This window comes from Burkholderia pyrrocinia, from assembly GCF_001028665.1.
Taxonomy (GTDB): Bacteria; Pseudomonadota; Gammaproteobacteria; order Burkholderiales; family Burkholderiaceae; genus Burkholderia; species Burkholderia pyrrocinia.
This window is the reverse complement of the sequence record NZ_CP011505.1, coordinates 889647-904653: the sequence shown is the minus strand read 5'-3', so window position 1 is coordinate 904653 and position 15007 is coordinate 889647. Positions and strand designations below refer to the sequence as shown.

Here is a 15007-nt window from a genome sequence, read left to right as displayed (position 1 = left end):
GCAGGGGTGTCGACCGATCGTCGATCCGGTTGCGCAACCGCGGGCCATCAACCGGACGTGATGCATCGTTGTCGATCCAGGTCCACGGACCACGGAGACCACCATGAACAAGCTGTTGCCGATGACGATTGCGTTGCTTGCCGGATGCGGTATCAGCGCGGGAACGCTCCACGCTGCCGGCAGCATGGATGCGCCACCCTGTAGCGCGGCGCATGCGGCGGACCAGGGCGGGAACGCCTCGGCGTCGGGCACGTCGGTCCGCAGCTTTTCGACCGCCGGTTGCTCGGGTGCGGTGCTGCAGGGTGAACGGGCCACCGCGACGGTCGACGGCGATCGGGTCGAACTGCGGGACGGCACCGTTTATGTGAACGGCCGGTCGTACGGCGCCGTCACGCCCGCGCAGACGGTCGAATACGAGGCCGCGCACGACCGGCGCGTATTGAAGGTCGACGGGAAAGTCCGCACGCCGCAGCGCTGAGCGCCGATTCCGGCTTCCGTCAGCCGCGACGCGTCACGCGTCACGTCGTCTTCGGATAGCTGACTTCCATTCCCGCGCGCACGTTCTGCTGGATGCCGTACTGCGCGAACGGGTAGCGCAGCCCGTTCCGCGACAGCGCTTCCATCCCCGCAATCGCCTGCTCCAGTGCGTCCGGCGCCAGCCGCTTCAACATGCCGGCGGGCGGCGCGCGCTACGCTTATTCGACCAGCGTCAGCCGGCCGTCGCTGAGCCGCACTTCGCGCCCGACCCACGCCGCGTCGACGCGCGGCAGCACGGCCGACGGCTTGCGCAGTTCGCGCAGCAGCGTCGCGCCGTGCGACAGCCGGCCGCCCATCCGCGCGATCACGGCGCGCGCGGCCTGGTACTGCGCGTGCCGGCCGGGGTCGAGCGTGTCTTCCAGCAGGATGTCGTGGCCGAGCACGCCCTGCGTGTCGCCCGGATAGATCATGAAGCCGGTCGCCTCGTCGGTGCCTTCGCTGCCGTCCTGCCAGAAGCTGCCGTTGCGTTCGCGGCGCTCGGGATGGGGCGCGAACCACGCGTCGCGATCCGCGGCCGGCATCGCATGATGCAGGCGGAAGAACACGCGCATCAGGTTGTCGCGATACCACTCGCGCACCTGCAGATACCAGCCGCGCATGCCCGGCGCGCCGAGCGCGTGGAGCACGCGGACCGGCAGCGGCCAGTCGGGAAACGCCTGCAGCGGCAGGTCCGCGGCCGCCGGCCGCGCGGTGCCCGGATCGGTTTCCCACGGCAAGCGGTGCGGGCTGTCGTCGAGCCGGCCATATACGGTCGGCGGGCGCCCCCACAGTGCGCCGCCGCTGCTGGCGAGCGATGCCGCGATGCACAGGTTGCCCTGCACGACGAACACGTAGAAGCGCGTGAACCAGTCGGCCAGTTGCCGGCCGTCGGCGCGCTGCTCGACGAGCGTCGCGAGTTCCCGGTCGAAGCGCCGCAAGCCGTGCTCGAGCGTCGGCAGGTGCGTGCGCGCGACGCGCAGCATGCGCCAGAACACCGGCAGCGAACGCAGCAGGCGCAGCGGTCGCCAGCGCAGCGGCGGCGTCGCGCCGCCGATCTCGCCGCTGTAGTTGCCGGCCGATACGCCCCAGTCGGCCAGCCGCGCCAGGAACAGGTCGTTGTTGATGTATGACGCGCCGCCATAGAGCGCGGTGAATGGCTCGTTGTCGCGCAGCACGCGTGCATCCCAGCGCGCCATGATGGCCGGGATGCTGCCGGCCGCGCGGCGTTGCGCATACTCGACCAGCCGGCTCGGCTGCGGCGGCAGGATCTCGGCGATGTTGGCCGAGGTCAGGTGCCGGTGCCAGCCGTAGCTGCTGATCGGACGGTACTGCAGCAGCCACAGCCGCGTGCCGTCCCACGCCCATTCGACATCGCCCGGCACGTAATGGAACGCGCGCAGCACGCGTTGCAGGAAGGTCCACAGTTGCGTCGCGGTCAAGCCGTGCGCGGTCGGGAACGTGCCGCTCTGCCAGGGCTCGCCGAGCCGCGACAGGATCGCGCGCTGCGGGCTCGCCTGCCCGTCGGCGAGCGTTTCGAGGTGGCCCTGCACCCATTCGACTTCGACCGCGAGATGACGCACGAACGCGATGCCGGACAGCACGGGCGTGACGAAGCGCTGCACGACCGCTTCCTCGAGCCCGCCGTCGAGCAGCTCGGCCACGCGCGCGGCCGCTTGCGACGCCGGTACGCGCAGGAACGTCGTGTGCAGGCCGGCATTGGCCGCATCGGCCTGGTCTTCGCCATGACTCGACGAGCGGATCGCCCACTCGGCATCGGGCTGGCTCGCGAGAAAACCGTGCAGGCGCGGGTCATCGGCGCGGGTGAGCGACAGCGCGGGCGGCACCGGCAGCCCGGCCATTGTGGCCAGCGCCAGGCGTCCGCCTTTCGTGTGCGCGACAAAGCCCGTGTCGCCTGCTTCGAGCCACTGCGCGAAGGTTGCCGGCGCATCGATCCACGGATAGTGTCCCCAGCCGGCCTGCAGCGTGACGGTGAGATCGGCGCGCGCGAGGATGGCCGACCACGCAGCGGCCTGGCGCACGCCGAGCACGTTGTCCTGGTCGCCCCACACGAGTTCGATGCGATCGGTGACCCACTCGAGCAACGGCAGCGCGGTATCGGCGCGCACGAGATCCCAGTGCGGCAGGAACGCGCGGCAGCGCGCGTAGCCGGCGCCCATGCGGCGGTACTGCGCGCGTGTCCAGGTCTGGTTCGAGAACTTGCGTGCGAACAGCGTCGGGTAGTGCGCGAGCAGCCAGTGGATGGTCTTGCGCAGCGGCTTCGGCGCCATCAGTTTCGGCAGGCGCCGTTCCCACAGGAACGCGCCGACGGGCGCGAGCAGCACGCTGCGGCTGAAGTGGCCGGGGCGCCGCTGCAACGCGTGCAGCACCAGCAGCGCATTCACGCCGACCGCCATGATCGCGTGGCCCGGCTCGGTCGCGTCCAGCAGCGCTTGCGCGTAGGCGGCGAGGTCGTCGCACGGCGGCGCGGGATGTTCGCCGAACCCCGGCAGTTCCAGCGGCACGGGTCGGTAGCGCCGGAAGTGGGGCAGCGCGTCGTCCCACCAGTCGGCCGCGCTGCCGTTGCCGGCGAGGAGGTACAGGATCGGTTTGCTCATGGAGGCTTCGTCGGTCGACGATCGTCGCGGTTGCGCTTGCCCGATTGCGCGGCGACGTCAGCGGATGCCACGGGTTGCTTTCGCATTGCGCCGGTGCGGGCGGAATTCGAGCGTGGCCCCGTTCGGGTTGATTGTTGCGGGCATTCTACGCGAGTTGATTCATTGCGATATTCATTCCGGGTTTCGGAATTTTCGATGCGCGATCGATACGCGTTACCGGGTTGTCGATTGACCGAGATGTTCAGACCGACTCCATTCAGACGCTGGTCAGGGATTACCGGTGCAAAAACTCCTGATGCCGGCAATGCAGCCGTAACCGGTCCGGCTCACGCGTCGGCGTTCGACTCGGCACGCGGCGTCTTGCCGGTCCAGCGCCGATACGCATGACGAAAGCTGCGCGGCTCGCTATAGCCGAGACGTTCCGCAATCGTCGCGACCGTCAGCGTGTGATCGTCGAGCATCCGCACCGCTTCGTCGCGACGCACCTCGTCGAGCAGCGACTGAAACGTGATGCCGTCCTTGTCGAGCCGCCGGCGCAGCGTGCGCTCCGTCAGGTGCAGCGCATCCGCGAGCGACGTCATCGACTTGAAGCGCGACAGGTCGCGCGTCATCAGTTCCTTCGCGCGATCGGCGAAGCGCGTGCCGACCGACGCGGCCCACTGCCGTTCGAGCGCCTCGCACTGGCCGTGCAGCGCGTTGAAGCTGACTTCGTTCGCGAGACGCGGCGCTTCCGTGCCGTTCACGGACGTGAACACGAGACGGTTGTCGCCCGCATTGAACGCGACCTTGCAGCCGAAGTGACGCGTGTAGTCGGCCGCGTTGCGCGGCGTGCGGCGCGCGAGTTGCAGCTGCTCGGGCCAGACCGGCTTGCCGACGAGATCGGACACGATCAGGCGCAGGCTGGACAGGCACATGTCGACCTGAAACACCTCGAGATCGGGCTCGCCGTTGTAGCGGCCGATCGTCACGCTCATGCCGTCCGCGTGCGCATCGATACGCACATCGAAATACAGCCCCATGAACAGCGGAAACTGGCTCATGCACCGGAACGCCTGCATCACGGAGCCGCTGATCAGCATTGCATAACCGGCAAGGCCGAGCGTCGACACGTGCAGCCGTGCGCCGATCGACAGCCCGATCGACGGCACGCCGCTGCAGCGCAGCAGGTTGCGGAAACAGCGCTGCTCCTGAGCGCGATTCACGTGCAGGTTCGGCGACGCGACTTCGTCCGCGCCGAGCCCCGTGCCTTCGAGCAGCGCGGCGCCGTCGATGTGCCGCACGCGGCACTCGTCCAGCGCGACCGCGATCGCGTGGACGGTGGCGGGAATGTCTTCCTGGCGTCCGGCCGGACGCGCGAGGCCGAGCGACGAACGCAGGCTGTGCTCGGCCCTGCTCTGGTTTCGATGGGAGCGGCTATCCATGGTGATGACGCGGCGACGGGGTCGCGTAGAACATAGCCGGAATGTCCGCAAAACGCCAGTGCGGCACAGCACCATTCAAGACTGGCCAGCGCGACGCGCGGCGACCTGTCCGCAAATATCCCCCGATTACGTCCGCTTTTCTCATTCGTCGTCGATTTTTTGGCGCACCACACTCGTTTCCGAATCGTGCAAGGCGCGCGTTGCCGACGAAACGCGTGTTGACGTCATGAACGCAATCCACGTGAGGACAGCATGAACAACGACAGGCCAGGTCGATCCGCATCGGTCGCTTCGGCGAATGACTCGGGGCCGCACGCGCGTCGATGCGACGCAAACGGACGGCGCGACGCGCATCCGCTCGGACTGTTCACGCTGGTGATCTTCGGCCTCGCGTACATGCTGCCGATGACGGTGTTCACGACCTACGGGATCGTCACGAGCGAGACGAAAGGGCACCTGACGGCCGCGTATGCGGTCACGCTGGTCGCGATGCTGTTCACCGCGCGCAGCTACGGCCACATGGCGCGGATGATGCCGAGCGCCGGGTCGGCCTATACGTTCGCGAGCCGCAACTTCGGCACGTCGGCCGGCTTCATGGTCGGCTGGGCGTTGCTGATGGACTACCTGTTCATCCCGATGATCAGCTACCTCGCGATCGGCATCTACATGAAGCAGATTTTTCCGGCGGTGCCGGCCAGCGTGTGGATCGTCGCGAGCATCGCGCTGATCACCGGGCTGAACATCGTCGGCATCCGGCTCGTCAATCGCGTGAACCTGATCCTGATCGCGAGCCAGCTCGTGTTCATCGCGATCTTCGTCGTCGCATCGGCGCGGGTGGCGAGCGGCGAAGGATTGTCGATGGCCGTCGCGTTGCCGTCGTCGGGCGATGCGCGCGCGATCTTCGCCGGGTCCGCGATCCTGTGCCTGTCGTTTCTCGGCTTCGATGCGGTCACCACGCTGTCCGAGGAAACGCGCGAGCCGCGGCGCACGGTCCCGCGCGCGATCCTGCTCTGCACGCTGGCGAGCGGCCTGCTGTTCATGCTGATCGCATACATCGGGCAAGTGGTGTTCCCCGACTGGCACGCATTCAAGGATCTCGATTCGGCCAGCCTCGACCTGATGCGGCGCATCGGCGGCGGCACGCTGTCGGCGCTGTTCGTCGCGGTGTACGTGGCCGGCTGCTTCGCGAGCGCGATGGCCGGGCAGGCGAGCGTGACGCGCGTGCTGTTCGCGATGGGCCGCGACCAGGTGCTGCCCGAGCGCGTGTTCGGCCACCTGCATGCGCGGCTGCGCACGCCCGTGCGTGCGACGCTCGCGGTCGGCGTGGTGTCGCTGTCCGCGCTGTTCATCTCGCTCGATCTCGCGTCGACGATGATCAGCTTCGGCGCGCTCGTCGCGTTCGCGATCGTGAACCTGTGCGTGATGCGCAGCTATCTGTGGCGGCCCGAGCACCGCCATGTCGCGGGCTGGATCACGTTCGGCGCGATGCCGGCGCTCGGTTTCGCAATGAACGTGTGGCTCTGGTCGGGACTGTCGCGCCAGACGTTCTATGTCGGCATCGGCTGGCTCGCGCTCGGCCTCTGCCAGCTCGTGTGGCTGACGCGCGGCTTCACGCGCCCGGCGCCGACGCTGTCGATGAATTGAACGACCGGTTGCCGGATACCGGTCTTGAACCCCTGAAGGAGGAACGACCCATGAACGCTGTTGACGTCAATCTCGATGCGGACCTGCAGGCGCTCGGCAAGCGCCACCTGCTGATGCACTTCACGCATGCCGATGCGTATCGCGACCACGCGCTGACCGTGTTCGACCGCGGCGAAGGCTGCTGGCTCGTCGACCGCAACGGCAAGCGCTACTTCGATGCGCTGGCCGGGCTGTACTGCGTGCAGGTCGGCTACAGCCACGGCGCGGAGATCGGCGACGCGATTCGCGAGCAGATGGTCCGGCTGCCGTTCGCAACCAACTGGGGCTATGGCCACGAACCGGCGATCCGGCTCGCGCACAAGCTTGCGGCGCTCGCGCCGGACGGCCTGAACCGCGTGTTCTTCACGTCGAGCGGCTCGGAGTCGAACGAATCGGCGATCAAGCTGGTGCGCCAGTATCACCAGTCGCGCGGCGAACCGCAGCGGCGCAAGTTCATTGCGCGGCGCGTCGCGTATCACGGCACGTCGTTCGGCGCGCTTGCGCTGAACGGGATGACGAACTTCCGCAAGCATTTCGAGCCGCTGATGTCGGGCGTGCGGCATGTCAGCAACACGAAGCGCTACGGCCGCCCGGCGGGCGAGACGGAAGCGCAGTTCACGCGCCACCTGCTCGACGAGATCGAATCGCTGATCGTGCAGGAAGGGCCGGACACGGTCGCCGCGATCGTCGTCGAGCCGCTGCAGAACGCGGGCGGCAGCCTGACGCCGCCGGCCGGCTACGCGGCCGGGCTGCGCGACGTCTGCGACCGGCACGGCGTGCTGCTCGTCGCGGACGAAGTGATCTGCGGGTTCGGCCGGCTCGGCGAGTATTTCGGGTCGGTGCGCTACGGGCTGAAGCCGGACATCATCACGTTCGCGAAAGGCATCGCGTCGGGCTATGTGCCGCTCGGCGGCGTGATCGCGAGCGACGCGGTCGTCGACACGGTGCTCGACGGCCCGCAGCAGATGTTCCTGCACGGCGCGACGTACGGCGGCCATCCGGTCGCATGCACGGCCGCGCTCGCGAACCTCGCGATCATGGAACGCGAAGGCGTGCTCGAGAACGTCCGCGCCAACGAAGCGGTGTTCCGCCAGACGCTCGACGGCCTGCTCGAACTGCCGTGCGTCGGCGACGTGCGCGGCGACGGCTACCACTACTCGCTCGAACTCGTGACCGACAAGGCCGCGCGCCGCTGGGCGGCCGATATCAGCGCGCAGGCGTTCGTGTCGACGCTGCTCGCGCCCGCGATCTTCGACGCGGGGCTGATGTGCCGCGCGGGCGTCGATCATGAAGGCACGCCGATCGTGCAGTTCTCGCCGCCGCTCGTGATGTCGCGCGACGAGATCGTGTGGTTCGTCGCGCAGATTCGCGACATCCTCGTCGACACCTATGCGCGTGCGACGCGCTGAGCCGGCATCCTCATAACAGGAGCATTCGATGCGAACGTCACAACAATCCTATATCGACGGCCAGTGGCTCGATCCGATCGATGCGCGGTCGATCGACGTGATCGACCCGGCCACCGCGCGGCCGTATGCGCAGCTCAGGATCGGCGGCGCGGCCGATGTCGACCGCGCGGTCAAAGCGGCGAAGCAGGCCTTCGACACGTACTCGCACTGGTCGGTGGCCGAGCGCGTCGCGCTGCTGCAGCGCGTGCTCGAGATTTATCGACGCCGCTACGAAGAAGTCGCGCAAACGATCAGCCAGGAGATGGGCGCGCCGATCGCGTTCGCGCGCGCGATGCAGGCCGCGGTCGGCACCGCGCACCTCGAACAGACGATCCGCGCGCTGCAGTCGTTCCGCTTCAGCACGCAGACCGATTCGCTGCTGGTATCGCACGAGCCGATCGGCGTGTGCGCGCTGATCACGCCGTGGAACTGGCCGATCAACCAGATCGTGTGCAAGGTCGCGCCGGCGCTCGCGGCCGGCTGCACGATGGTGCTCAAGCCGAGCGAGATCGCGCCGTTCAGCGCGATCCTGTTCGCGGAGATCCTGCACGAAGCCGGCGTGCCGCCCGGCGTGTTCAACCTCGTGCACGGCTATGGGCACGAAGTGGGCGATGCGCTGTCGCGCCACCCGGATGTCGACATGGTGTCGTTCACGGGTTCGACGCGCGCGGGCGTCGAGGTCGCGAAAGCGGCCGCCGATACCGTGAAGCGCGTGCACCAGGAGCTCGGCAGCAAGAGCCCGAACCTGATCCTGCCCGACGCCGATATCGACGATGCGGTCACGCGCGGCGTACGCAGTTGCTTCAGCAACAGCGGCCAGTCGTGCAATGCGCCAACGCGCATGCTCGTGCATGCCGATCATCTGGCGCTGGCCGAGCAGGCCGCGCGCCGCGAGGCGGAACGCACCGTCGTCGGCGATCCGCGTTCGCCGGAGACGGGCATCGGGCCGGTGGTCAGCCGCACGCAGTTCGACCGCATCCAGCACTTCATCCGGCTCGGGATCGAAGAGGGCGCGACGCTCGTCGCCGGCGGCCCCGGGCGGCCGGACGGGCTTGGCGGCGGCTTCTACGTGCGGCCGACGGTGTTCTCGAACGTCACGCCGGGCATGACGATCGCGACCGAGGAAATCTTCGGGCCGGTGCTGTCGATCATGACCTACCGGACCGAGGACGAGGCCGTCGCGCTCGCGAACGATTCGGTCTACGGGCTCGCGGCCTACGTGCAGTCGAAGGATCTCGAACGCGCGCGCCGGATCGCGGCGCGGCTGCGCGTCGGCAATGTCCATATCAACTACCCGGCGTGGAACCCGGCCGCGCCGTTCGGCGGCTACAAGCGTTCGGGCAACGGGCGCGAGTATGCGGAGTTCGGCCTCGTCGAGTATCTGGAGACGAAAGGCACGACGGGGTACGCTTGAGCGACGCGCGATGAAGACCCCGATCGCCGGGGTGCATCACGAGACGAATACGTTCTAGCCGGTGCCGACGCCGCTCGCCGCGTTCGGCCGCTATGGCCCGGAACGGAACGGAGCGTCATCGGCCTTGAATCAACGCCGCGTTTGCCGACGATCAGTCCTCCTCCGGATCCGTTGCGGCCGCATCGGATCCCGCAACGTGAGCGGCGGCCCGCCTGCGGATCTCGGAGTCGAGGATCAGGCGCCCGCGCAGCTTGCCTTTCATCCGCTTCACATGCTTGGGCGCCTCGGTCATGTGCTCGACCATCAGCGCACGGACGCGCTCGGCATCGCGCTCGCGTGCGGCCTGCAGGATCGCCTTGTGGATCGACACGTTCGCTTCGCCGAAGCGCTTGTGCTCGACGAGCGGCGTATCGTTCCGGAACTCGATCAACTGCCGGATCATCTCGTTGATCAGCTCGCAGCTGAATCGCAGGAACGGGTTCGGGTTCGCGGCCGCGAGGATGTCGTGGAACGTCGTGTCCTCCTGCCGCTGGCGCAGCATGTGCCCGCGATCGTGCACGCCCGACGCGCCGTCGCAACACGCGATGTTCGCCTCCAGCGCCGCGAAGTCGCGCTCGGTCAGGTGCGGCACGGCGCCCGCCGCCAGTTCGGGTTCGAGCAGCTTTCGCACCGTATAGATGTCGTCGATCGTCACGTCCTTGAAGAACAGGTAGTTCTGCAGGAGCTGCAGCGTGCGGTCGAGCGGCACCTCGACGACCATCCCGCCGCCCGACGGCCCCGTCGTGACCTTGATGAGCCCCTGCACCTCGAGCGACTTCAGCGCCTCGCGGATCGTGCTCTTGCTCACCGCATAGAGCTGCTGCAGCTCGGCTTCGCGCGGCAGGCGGTCGCCCGGCTTCAGGTCCTTCTCGGTGATCAGCCGCTTGATCTCCTCGGCGACGAGGTCGGCCCGCTTCGGCTGCTTGATTTCGACCGCGAGGCCCGCCCTGGCTCGGTCCATGACCATCTTCACGACTCCTTTGTCTGACTGCGCGCCGCGTCATCGTCGACGATCCGTCCCGGCGCGGGGTACGGAATTTTGCCTGATTGACACCAATTTTGATCAACTTTAGCATCAGGTTCATTCTATTTATCATGATAAATAGGATCAACCGGCGGCGCGCATCCTGCAGGGCGTGGGCACGGTTTGGCAGTCGGTCGCATCGCGTGTGTCCCCCTTTATCAGGAGCGTCAACTTGAATCGCCGAGAACTGTTGAAACTGGCCGCTCTGTCGGCCGTGCCGGGTGCGCTCGGCAGCATGTCGTCCCGTGCCGCGTTCGCGCAGGGGTCGACCATCCAGCTCGCATGCCCGGTGCCGATGTCGGGGCCGTTCGCCGCCAACGGCAAGTACGCCGACCTCGGCATGCAGCTCGCCGTCAAGCAATACGGCAAGGTGCTCGGCGCGCCGCTTGCCTATACGGCGCTCGACACCGAGGGCAAGCCCGCGACCGCCGTGCGGCGCGTGCAGGAGATCGCGCAGCAGAAGGGCGTGCGCTTTTTCGCGGGCGGCATCCTGTCGTCCGAATCGCTGGCGATGGGCAAGGAAGTCCAGAAGGCGGACGGCGTGTTCATCACGACGGCCGGCGCGGACGAGATCACCGGTAAGGATTGCAACGCCGCGACGTTCCGCTGGTCGGTGCCCACCTTCGGCGCGATCGAGCAGACGGTGCGCCCGTTGATCCAGATGCTGCCGAAGGCGAAGCGCTGGTACACGATCACGCCGCAATACGTGTTCGGCGACGGCCTGCTGTCGGCCGCGAAAGCGATCTTCAAGGAGAAGGGCATCGAGCATGTCGGCAACAGCTACCACTCGCTCGCGGAGAAGGAGTTCAGCGGCTACCTGACGAACGCGGCGGCCGCGCAGCCGGACGTGCTGCTGATCCTGAACTTCGGCTCGCAATCGTCGGACACGCTGCGCCAGGCCGTCAGCTTCGGGATGAAGCGCAACTGCACGATCCTGCTCGCGTGGGCATCGGGCCTCGAGCAGTTCGAGGCGCTCGGCCCCGACATCTGCGACGGCGTGTATTTCGGCGCGCAGTACTGGCACGGGATCGATTCGCCGCTGAACCGCGACCTGGTGAAGCGCACGAACGCCGTGTTCAAGGCGAACCCGAACTACAGCCTCGCGGGTTCGTACATCTGCTCGAAGATCCTGCTCGACGCGATGGTGAAGGCCGGCAGCGCCGATCCGAAGAAGGTCGTCGCGGCGATGGAGGGCATGAAGTACGACGGCCTCACGGGCCCGGAGGAAATCCGCAAGGCCGACCACCAGGTGCTGAAGAACTACTACCTGCTGAAGGGCAAGCCGAAGGGCCGGATGAAGAGCGCGGACGACTATGCCGACATCGTCAGCTCGGGCCAGTCGTTCCTGCCGGTCGACAAGACGGGCTGCAAGCTCGCGTGACGTAGTGCATGCGTCCGCGGCCGTCGTGTGCCGCGGACGTCCGTTACCTTCCTTTCCGACACGGAAGCCATGAACGTCTATCTGCTGCAGATCGTCAACGGCATCGGCGTGGGCATGCTGTATTTCCTGCTCGCCGTCGGCCTGTCGATCGTGTTCGGCCTGCTGCGCTTCGTGAATTTCGCTCACGGCGCGTTCTACCTGCTCGGTGCGTATCTCTGCTACCAGGCGCTGCAATGGTCGGCGAATTTCTGGATCGCGCTCGCGGTCGTGCCGCTCGTCGTCGGCGCGTTCGCATGGGGCGTCGAAAAACTCGTGCTGCGTCATGTGTACGCGCAGCAGCATGAATTCCACATCCTGGCGACGGTCGGGCTCGCGCTCGTGCTGCAGGAGTGCGCGATCCTCGCATGGGGCCCGCTCGGCGACAACGTGCCGCCGCCCGACGCGCTGAACGGCGTCGTGATCTGGGGCGGCTTCGTCTACCCGAAATACCGGCTGTTCGTGATCGGCTTCACTGCCGTGCTCGCCGCATTGCTGTGGTGGGTGCTCGAAGGCACGCGGCTCGGCAGTACGGTGCGCGCGGGCAGCGAATCGACCGAGATGGTATCGCTGCTCGGCATTAACGTGACGCGCGTGTTCAGCCTCGTGTTCGCGCTCGGCGCGGCGACGGCGGCGCTCGCGGGCGTGCTTGCCGCGCCGATTCGCGGCGTCGATCCGTTCATGGGCATCGAGGCGCTCGGCGTCGCGTTCGTCGTGGTCGTCGTCGGCGGGATGGGGAATTTTCTCGGGGCGCTGGTCGGCGGGCTGCTGGTCGGCATCGTGCAGAGCCTGATGAGCACGCTGTGGCCGGAAGGCGCGCGATTGATGATCTACGTCGCGATGGCGGCCGTGCTGCTGCTGCGTCCGAACGGGTTGCTGGGGAGGGCTGCATGATCGAATCGTCGAAACCGCTGCCGCGGGGGGCGGCCGCCTCGCAGCGCGCGCCGGCATGGCGCGCTGCGTTGCAACGCCCGGAGGGCTGGCTCGCGGTGGCCGTCGTGTGCGTGCTGCCGATCGCACTGAGCTCGGGCTCGCTCGCGACCGAGGTGCTGGTGTTCGCGCTCGCCGCGCTCGGCTGCAACCTGCTGCTCGGCTTTACGGGGCTGTTGTCGTTCGGGCAGGGTATCTTCTTCGGGCTTGGCAGCTATGCAGCGGGGCTCGTGCTGACACGCGGCGTCGCGTCGGTGAGCGTCGCGCTGCTCTCGGCCGCCGTGCTCGGCGCCGTCGCGGCGGCGCTCGTCGGCTGGTTCTCGATCCGGCAGCGCGGCACCTACTTCGTGATGCTGACGCTCGCGTTCGGGCAGCTGTTCTACTTTCTCGCCTATACGACGCCGGACGCCACGGGCGGCGACAACGGGCTGCTCGACATCCCGCGTCCCGCGCTCGCCGCGTTCGGGCATCCGCTCGTCTCGCTCGATTCGCCGTGGCGCTACTACGGCTTCGTCGCGGTGCTGTTCGTCGCGGTGTTCTGGCTGCTGTTGCGCGTGTCGCGCTCGGTGTTCGGCCGTACGCTGCTCGCGATCCGCGACAACGAGGCGCGCGCGGCGGCGGCCGGTTACGACGTGAAGCGCTTCAAGCTCGCGGCGTTCGTGATCTCGGGCGCGGTCACGGGCCTCGCGGGTGGGCTGCACGCGTTGATGACGGGCATCGCGCCGCTGTCGAACATCGACTATCACACGAGCGAGATGATCCTCGTGATGACGGTGATCGGCGGCACCGGCAACCTGTTCGCGTCGGTGCTCGGCGCGGCGTTCTACGTGCTGTTCGCGGACTGGCTGTCGACGCTGTGGCCGCGCTGGCTGCTGCTGCTCGGCCTCGTGCTGATCGCGGTCAGCCTGTTCATGCAGCGCGGCTTGTGGGGGCTGGGCGAACGCGTCGCGGCGAAGCTGCGGCGCACCGAAGGCACGGCGGCTGATGCCAGGGAGCAGCAATGAGCGAAGCGATTCTCGAGGCGCGCGGCGTCGTCAAGCGCTACGGCAAGTTCACGGCGCTGGGCGGCGTCGACCTGCGGATCATGCCGCGCACCGTGCATTCGGTGATCGGCCCGAACGGCGCGGGCAAGACGACGCTGTTCCATACGCTGACGGGCACGCTGCCGATCACGTCGGGCTCGATCCTGTTCGACGGTCACGACGTGTCGCGCGAACCCGATTACAAGCGCGTGCGGCGCGGCATCGCGCGCTCGTTCCAGGTGACGAGCCTGTTTCCGAACCTGAGCGTGCGCGAGAACCTGCGGGTTGCCGCACAGGGCGTCGAATCGCGGCGTGCGCTGAATCCGTGGACCCCGCCGCGCGGCCCGCTCGCGCACGACGGCATCGTCGACGACGTGCTCGAGCGGCTCGGCCTGCAGCGCTTCGCCGACACGGCGGGCGGCGTGCTGTCGCACGGCCAGCAGCGCCGGCTCGAGGTCGGGATGGCGCTGGCGGCGCGGCCGCGCGCGATTTTTCTCGACGAGCCGACGTCGGGCATGGGGATCGACGATCTCGACGACATGAAGGCGCTGATCCGCGGCCTGCGCGACGACTACACGGTCGTGCTGATCGAACACAACATGGGAATCGTGATGGACATCTCGGACACGATCACGGTGATGCAGCAGGGCCGCGTGCTGGTCGAAGGCAAGCCTGACGCGATTCGCGGCGACGAGCGCGTGCGCAGTGCGTATCTCGGCAACATGATCACCGGAGGCCGCGCATGATGCTCGACGTGAAGGAGGTCCATGCCTGCTACGGCAAGAGCCACGTCCTGCAGGGCATTTCGCTGAACGTGAACGAAGGCGAGACGGTGACGCTGCTCGGCCGCAACGGCGCGGGCAAGTCGACCACGCTCAAGACGATCGCGGGCGTCGTCGCGCCGACCGGCGGCACGGTGACGTTCGCGGGCCGGCCGGTGTCCGGGCAGCCCGCGCACCGGATCGCCGCGCGCGGCCTGTGTTTCGTGCCCGAGCATCGCGGGATCTTCCGGCTGCTGTCGGTCGAGGAAAACCTGCGGCTCGGCGCGCGCCGCGATTCGCCGTGGCAGCTCGACGACATCTACCGGATCTTCCCGCGCCTGAAGGAGCGCCGCCGCAACGGCGGCGCGCAGCTGTCGGGCGGCGAACAGCAGATGCTCGCGATCGGCCGCGCGCTGATGAACCACCCGCGGCTGCTGATGCTCGACGAGCCGGTCGAGGGGCTCGCACCGGTGATCGTCGAGGAGATCGTCGAGCAGTTGAAGCGGATCAAGGCGGCCGGCGTCGCGATCCTGCTCGTCGAACAGAACCTCGAAGTGTGCACGCAGCTCGCGGACCGCCACTTCGTGATCGAACAGGGCGTGATCGTCTACGAAGGCAGCAACGCGGCGTTCGCCGTCGATCACGAGGTGAAGGACCGTTACCTGGGCGTCGGCGTCGCGTAAGCGCCGTGCCCTTTCATTGCGAGGAATTCCATCG

13 protein-coding genes are annotated in these 15007 nt (G+C 67.7%); 9 read left to right on the top strand and 4 right to left on the bottom strand.

Annotated elements, in window-relative coordinates:
• The first annotated feature begins 103 nt into the window (after positions 1–103).
• Positions 104–478, top strand: a complete 375-nt coding sequence (locus ABD05_RS34130) for a S26 family signal peptidase (protein WP_047904515.1) — start codon at positions 104–106, stop codon at positions 476–478.
• A gap of 40 nt (positions 479–518) precedes the next feature.
• Here ABD05_RS34130 and ABD05_RS38465 read toward each other — a convergent pair whose 3' ends face one another.
• The 3 genes from ABD05_RS38465 to ABD05_RS34120 form a co-directional block, all read right to left on the bottom strand.
• Complete coding sequence (locus ABD05_RS38465) at positions 519–671, bottom strand: hypothetical protein (protein WP_158361730.1); 153 nt, start codon at positions 669–671, stop codon at positions 519–521.
• A gap of 24 nt (positions 672–695) precedes the next feature.
• On the bottom strand, positions 696–3131 hold the full coding sequence (locus tag ABD05_RS34125; protein WP_047904514.1) for a PEP-utilizing enzyme: 2436 nt from the start codon (positions 3129–3131) through the stop codon (positions 696–698).
• A gap of 326 nt (positions 3132–3457) precedes the next feature.
• Positions 3458–4552, bottom strand: a complete 1095-nt coding sequence (locus ABD05_RS34120) for an AraC family transcriptional regulator (RefSeq protein ID WP_047904513.1) — start codon at positions 4550–4552, stop codon at positions 3458–3460.
• A gap of 252 nt (positions 4553–4804) precedes the next feature.
• On the opposite strand from ABD05_RS34120, the gene ABD05_RS34115 reads away from it, so the two are divergent.
• The 3 genes from ABD05_RS34115 to ABD05_RS34105 are packed head-to-tail and all read left to right on the top strand — an operon-like array spanning position 4805 to position 9097.
• Entirely contained in the window at positions 4805–6196 is a 1392-nt protein-coding gene (locus ABD05_RS34115; protein ID WP_047904512.1) for an APC family permease, read from the top strand.
• Positions 6197–6246: 50 nt separating this feature from the next.
• Positions 6247–7644, top strand: a complete 1398-nt coding sequence (locus ABD05_RS34110; RefSeq protein WP_047904511.1) for an aspartate aminotransferase family protein — start codon at positions 6247–6249, stop codon at positions 7642–7644.
• A gap of 28 nt (positions 7645–7672) precedes the next feature.
• A complete protein-coding gene (locus ABD05_RS34105) occupies positions 7673–9097 on the top strand; it encodes an aldehyde dehydrogenase family protein (protein WP_047904510.1) in 1425 nt (474 codons plus the stop codon).
• 151 nt (positions 9098–9248) lie between these two features.
• Here the strand turns inward: ABD05_RS34105 and ABD05_RS34100 are convergent, their stop codons facing one another.
• Positions 9249–10103, bottom strand: a complete 855-nt coding sequence (locus tag ABD05_RS34100; RefSeq protein ID WP_047904728.1) for a FadR/GntR family transcriptional regulator — start codon at positions 10101–10103, stop codon at positions 9249–9251.
• A 229-nt stretch (positions 10104–10332) separates the two neighbouring features.
• Here ABD05_RS34100 and ABD05_RS34095 point away from each other — a divergent pair, with 229 nt between their 5' ends.
• The 5 genes from ABD05_RS34095 to ABD05_RS34075 all read left to right on the top strand — a co-directional run bounded on the left by ABD05_RS34095 (position 10333) and on the right by ABD05_RS34075 (position 14973).
• A complete protein-coding gene (locus ABD05_RS34095; protein WP_034182498.1) occupies positions 10333–11541 on the top strand; it encodes an ABC transporter substrate-binding protein in 1209 nt (402 codons plus the stop codon).
• 69 nt (positions 11542–11610) lie between these two features.
• Positions 11611–12471, top strand: a complete 861-nt coding sequence (locus ABD05_RS34090) for a branched-chain amino acid ABC transporter permease (RefSeq protein ID WP_047904509.1) — start codon at positions 11611–11613, stop codon at positions 12469–12471.
• On the top strand, positions 12468–13511 hold the full coding sequence (locus ABD05_RS34085) for a branched-chain amino acid ABC transporter permease (RefSeq protein ID WP_047904508.1): 1044 nt from the start codon (positions 12468–12470) through the stop codon (positions 13509–13511). Before ABD05_RS34090 ends, ABD05_RS34085 begins: the two co-directional genes overlap by 4 nt.
• A complete protein-coding gene (locus tag ABD05_RS34080) occupies positions 13508–14275 on the top strand; it encodes an ABC transporter ATP-binding protein (RefSeq protein WP_047904507.1) in 768 nt (255 codons plus the stop codon). Before ABD05_RS34085 ends, ABD05_RS34080 begins: the two co-directional genes overlap by 4 nt.
• Positions 14272–14973: an ABC transporter ATP-binding protein gene (locus ABD05_RS34075; RefSeq protein WP_047904506.1), complete on the top strand. Its 702-nt coding sequence runs from the start codon at positions 14272–14274 to the stop codon at positions 14971–14973. Before ABD05_RS34080 ends, ABD05_RS34075 begins: the two co-directional genes overlap by 4 nt.
• Positions 14974–15007: the final 34 nt, after the last annotated feature.

Bases quoted from the DNA above. Each gene is read 5' to 3' on its own strand.
- ABD05_RS34075 (WP_047904506.1), top strand. From the start codon at position 14,272: ATGATGCTCGACGTGAAGGAGGTCCATGCCTGCTACGGCAAGAGCCAC.
- ABD05_RS34115 (WP_047904512.1), top strand. From the start codon at position 4,805: ATGAACAACGACAGGCCAGGTCGATCCGCATCGGTCGCTTCGGCGAAT.
- ABD05_RS34105 (WP_047904510.1), top strand. From the start codon at position 7,673: ATGCGAACGTCACAACAATCCTATATCGACGGCCAGTGGCTCGATCCG.
- ABD05_RS38465 (WP_158361730.1), bottom strand. From the start codon at position 671: ATGTTGAAGCGGCTGGCGCCGGACGCACTGGAGCAGGCGATTGCGGGG.
- ABD05_RS34120 (WP_047904513.1), bottom strand. From the start codon at position 4,552: ATGGATAGCCGCTCCCATCGAAACCAGAGCAGGGCCGAGCACAGCCTG.
- ABD05_RS34110 (WP_047904511.1), top strand. From the start codon at position 6,247: ATGAACGCTGTTGACGTCAATCTCGATGCGGACCTGCAGGCGCTCGGC.
- ABD05_RS34080 (WP_047904507.1), top strand. From the start codon at position 13,508: ATGAGCGAAGCGATTCTCGAGGCGCGCGGCGTCGTCAAGCGCTACGGC.
- ABD05_RS34130 (WP_047904515.1), top strand. From the start codon at position 104: ATGAACAAGCTGTTGCCGATGACGATTGCGTTGCTTGCCGGATGCGGT.
- ABD05_RS34100 (WP_047904728.1), bottom strand. From the start codon at position 10,103: ATGGTCATGGACCGAGCCAGGGCGGGCCTCGCGGTCGAAATCAAGCAG.
- ABD05_RS34090 (WP_047904509.1), top strand. From the start codon at position 11,611: ATGAACGTCTATCTGCTGCAGATCGTCAACGGCATCGGCGTGGGCATG.
- ABD05_RS34125 (WP_047904514.1), bottom strand. From the start codon at position 3,131: ATGAGCAAACCGATCCTGTACCTCCTCGCCGGCAACGGCAGCGCGGCC.
- ABD05_RS34085 (WP_047904508.1), top strand. From the start codon at position 12,468: ATGATCGAATCGTCGAAACCGCTGCCGCGGGGGGCGGCCGCCTCGCAG.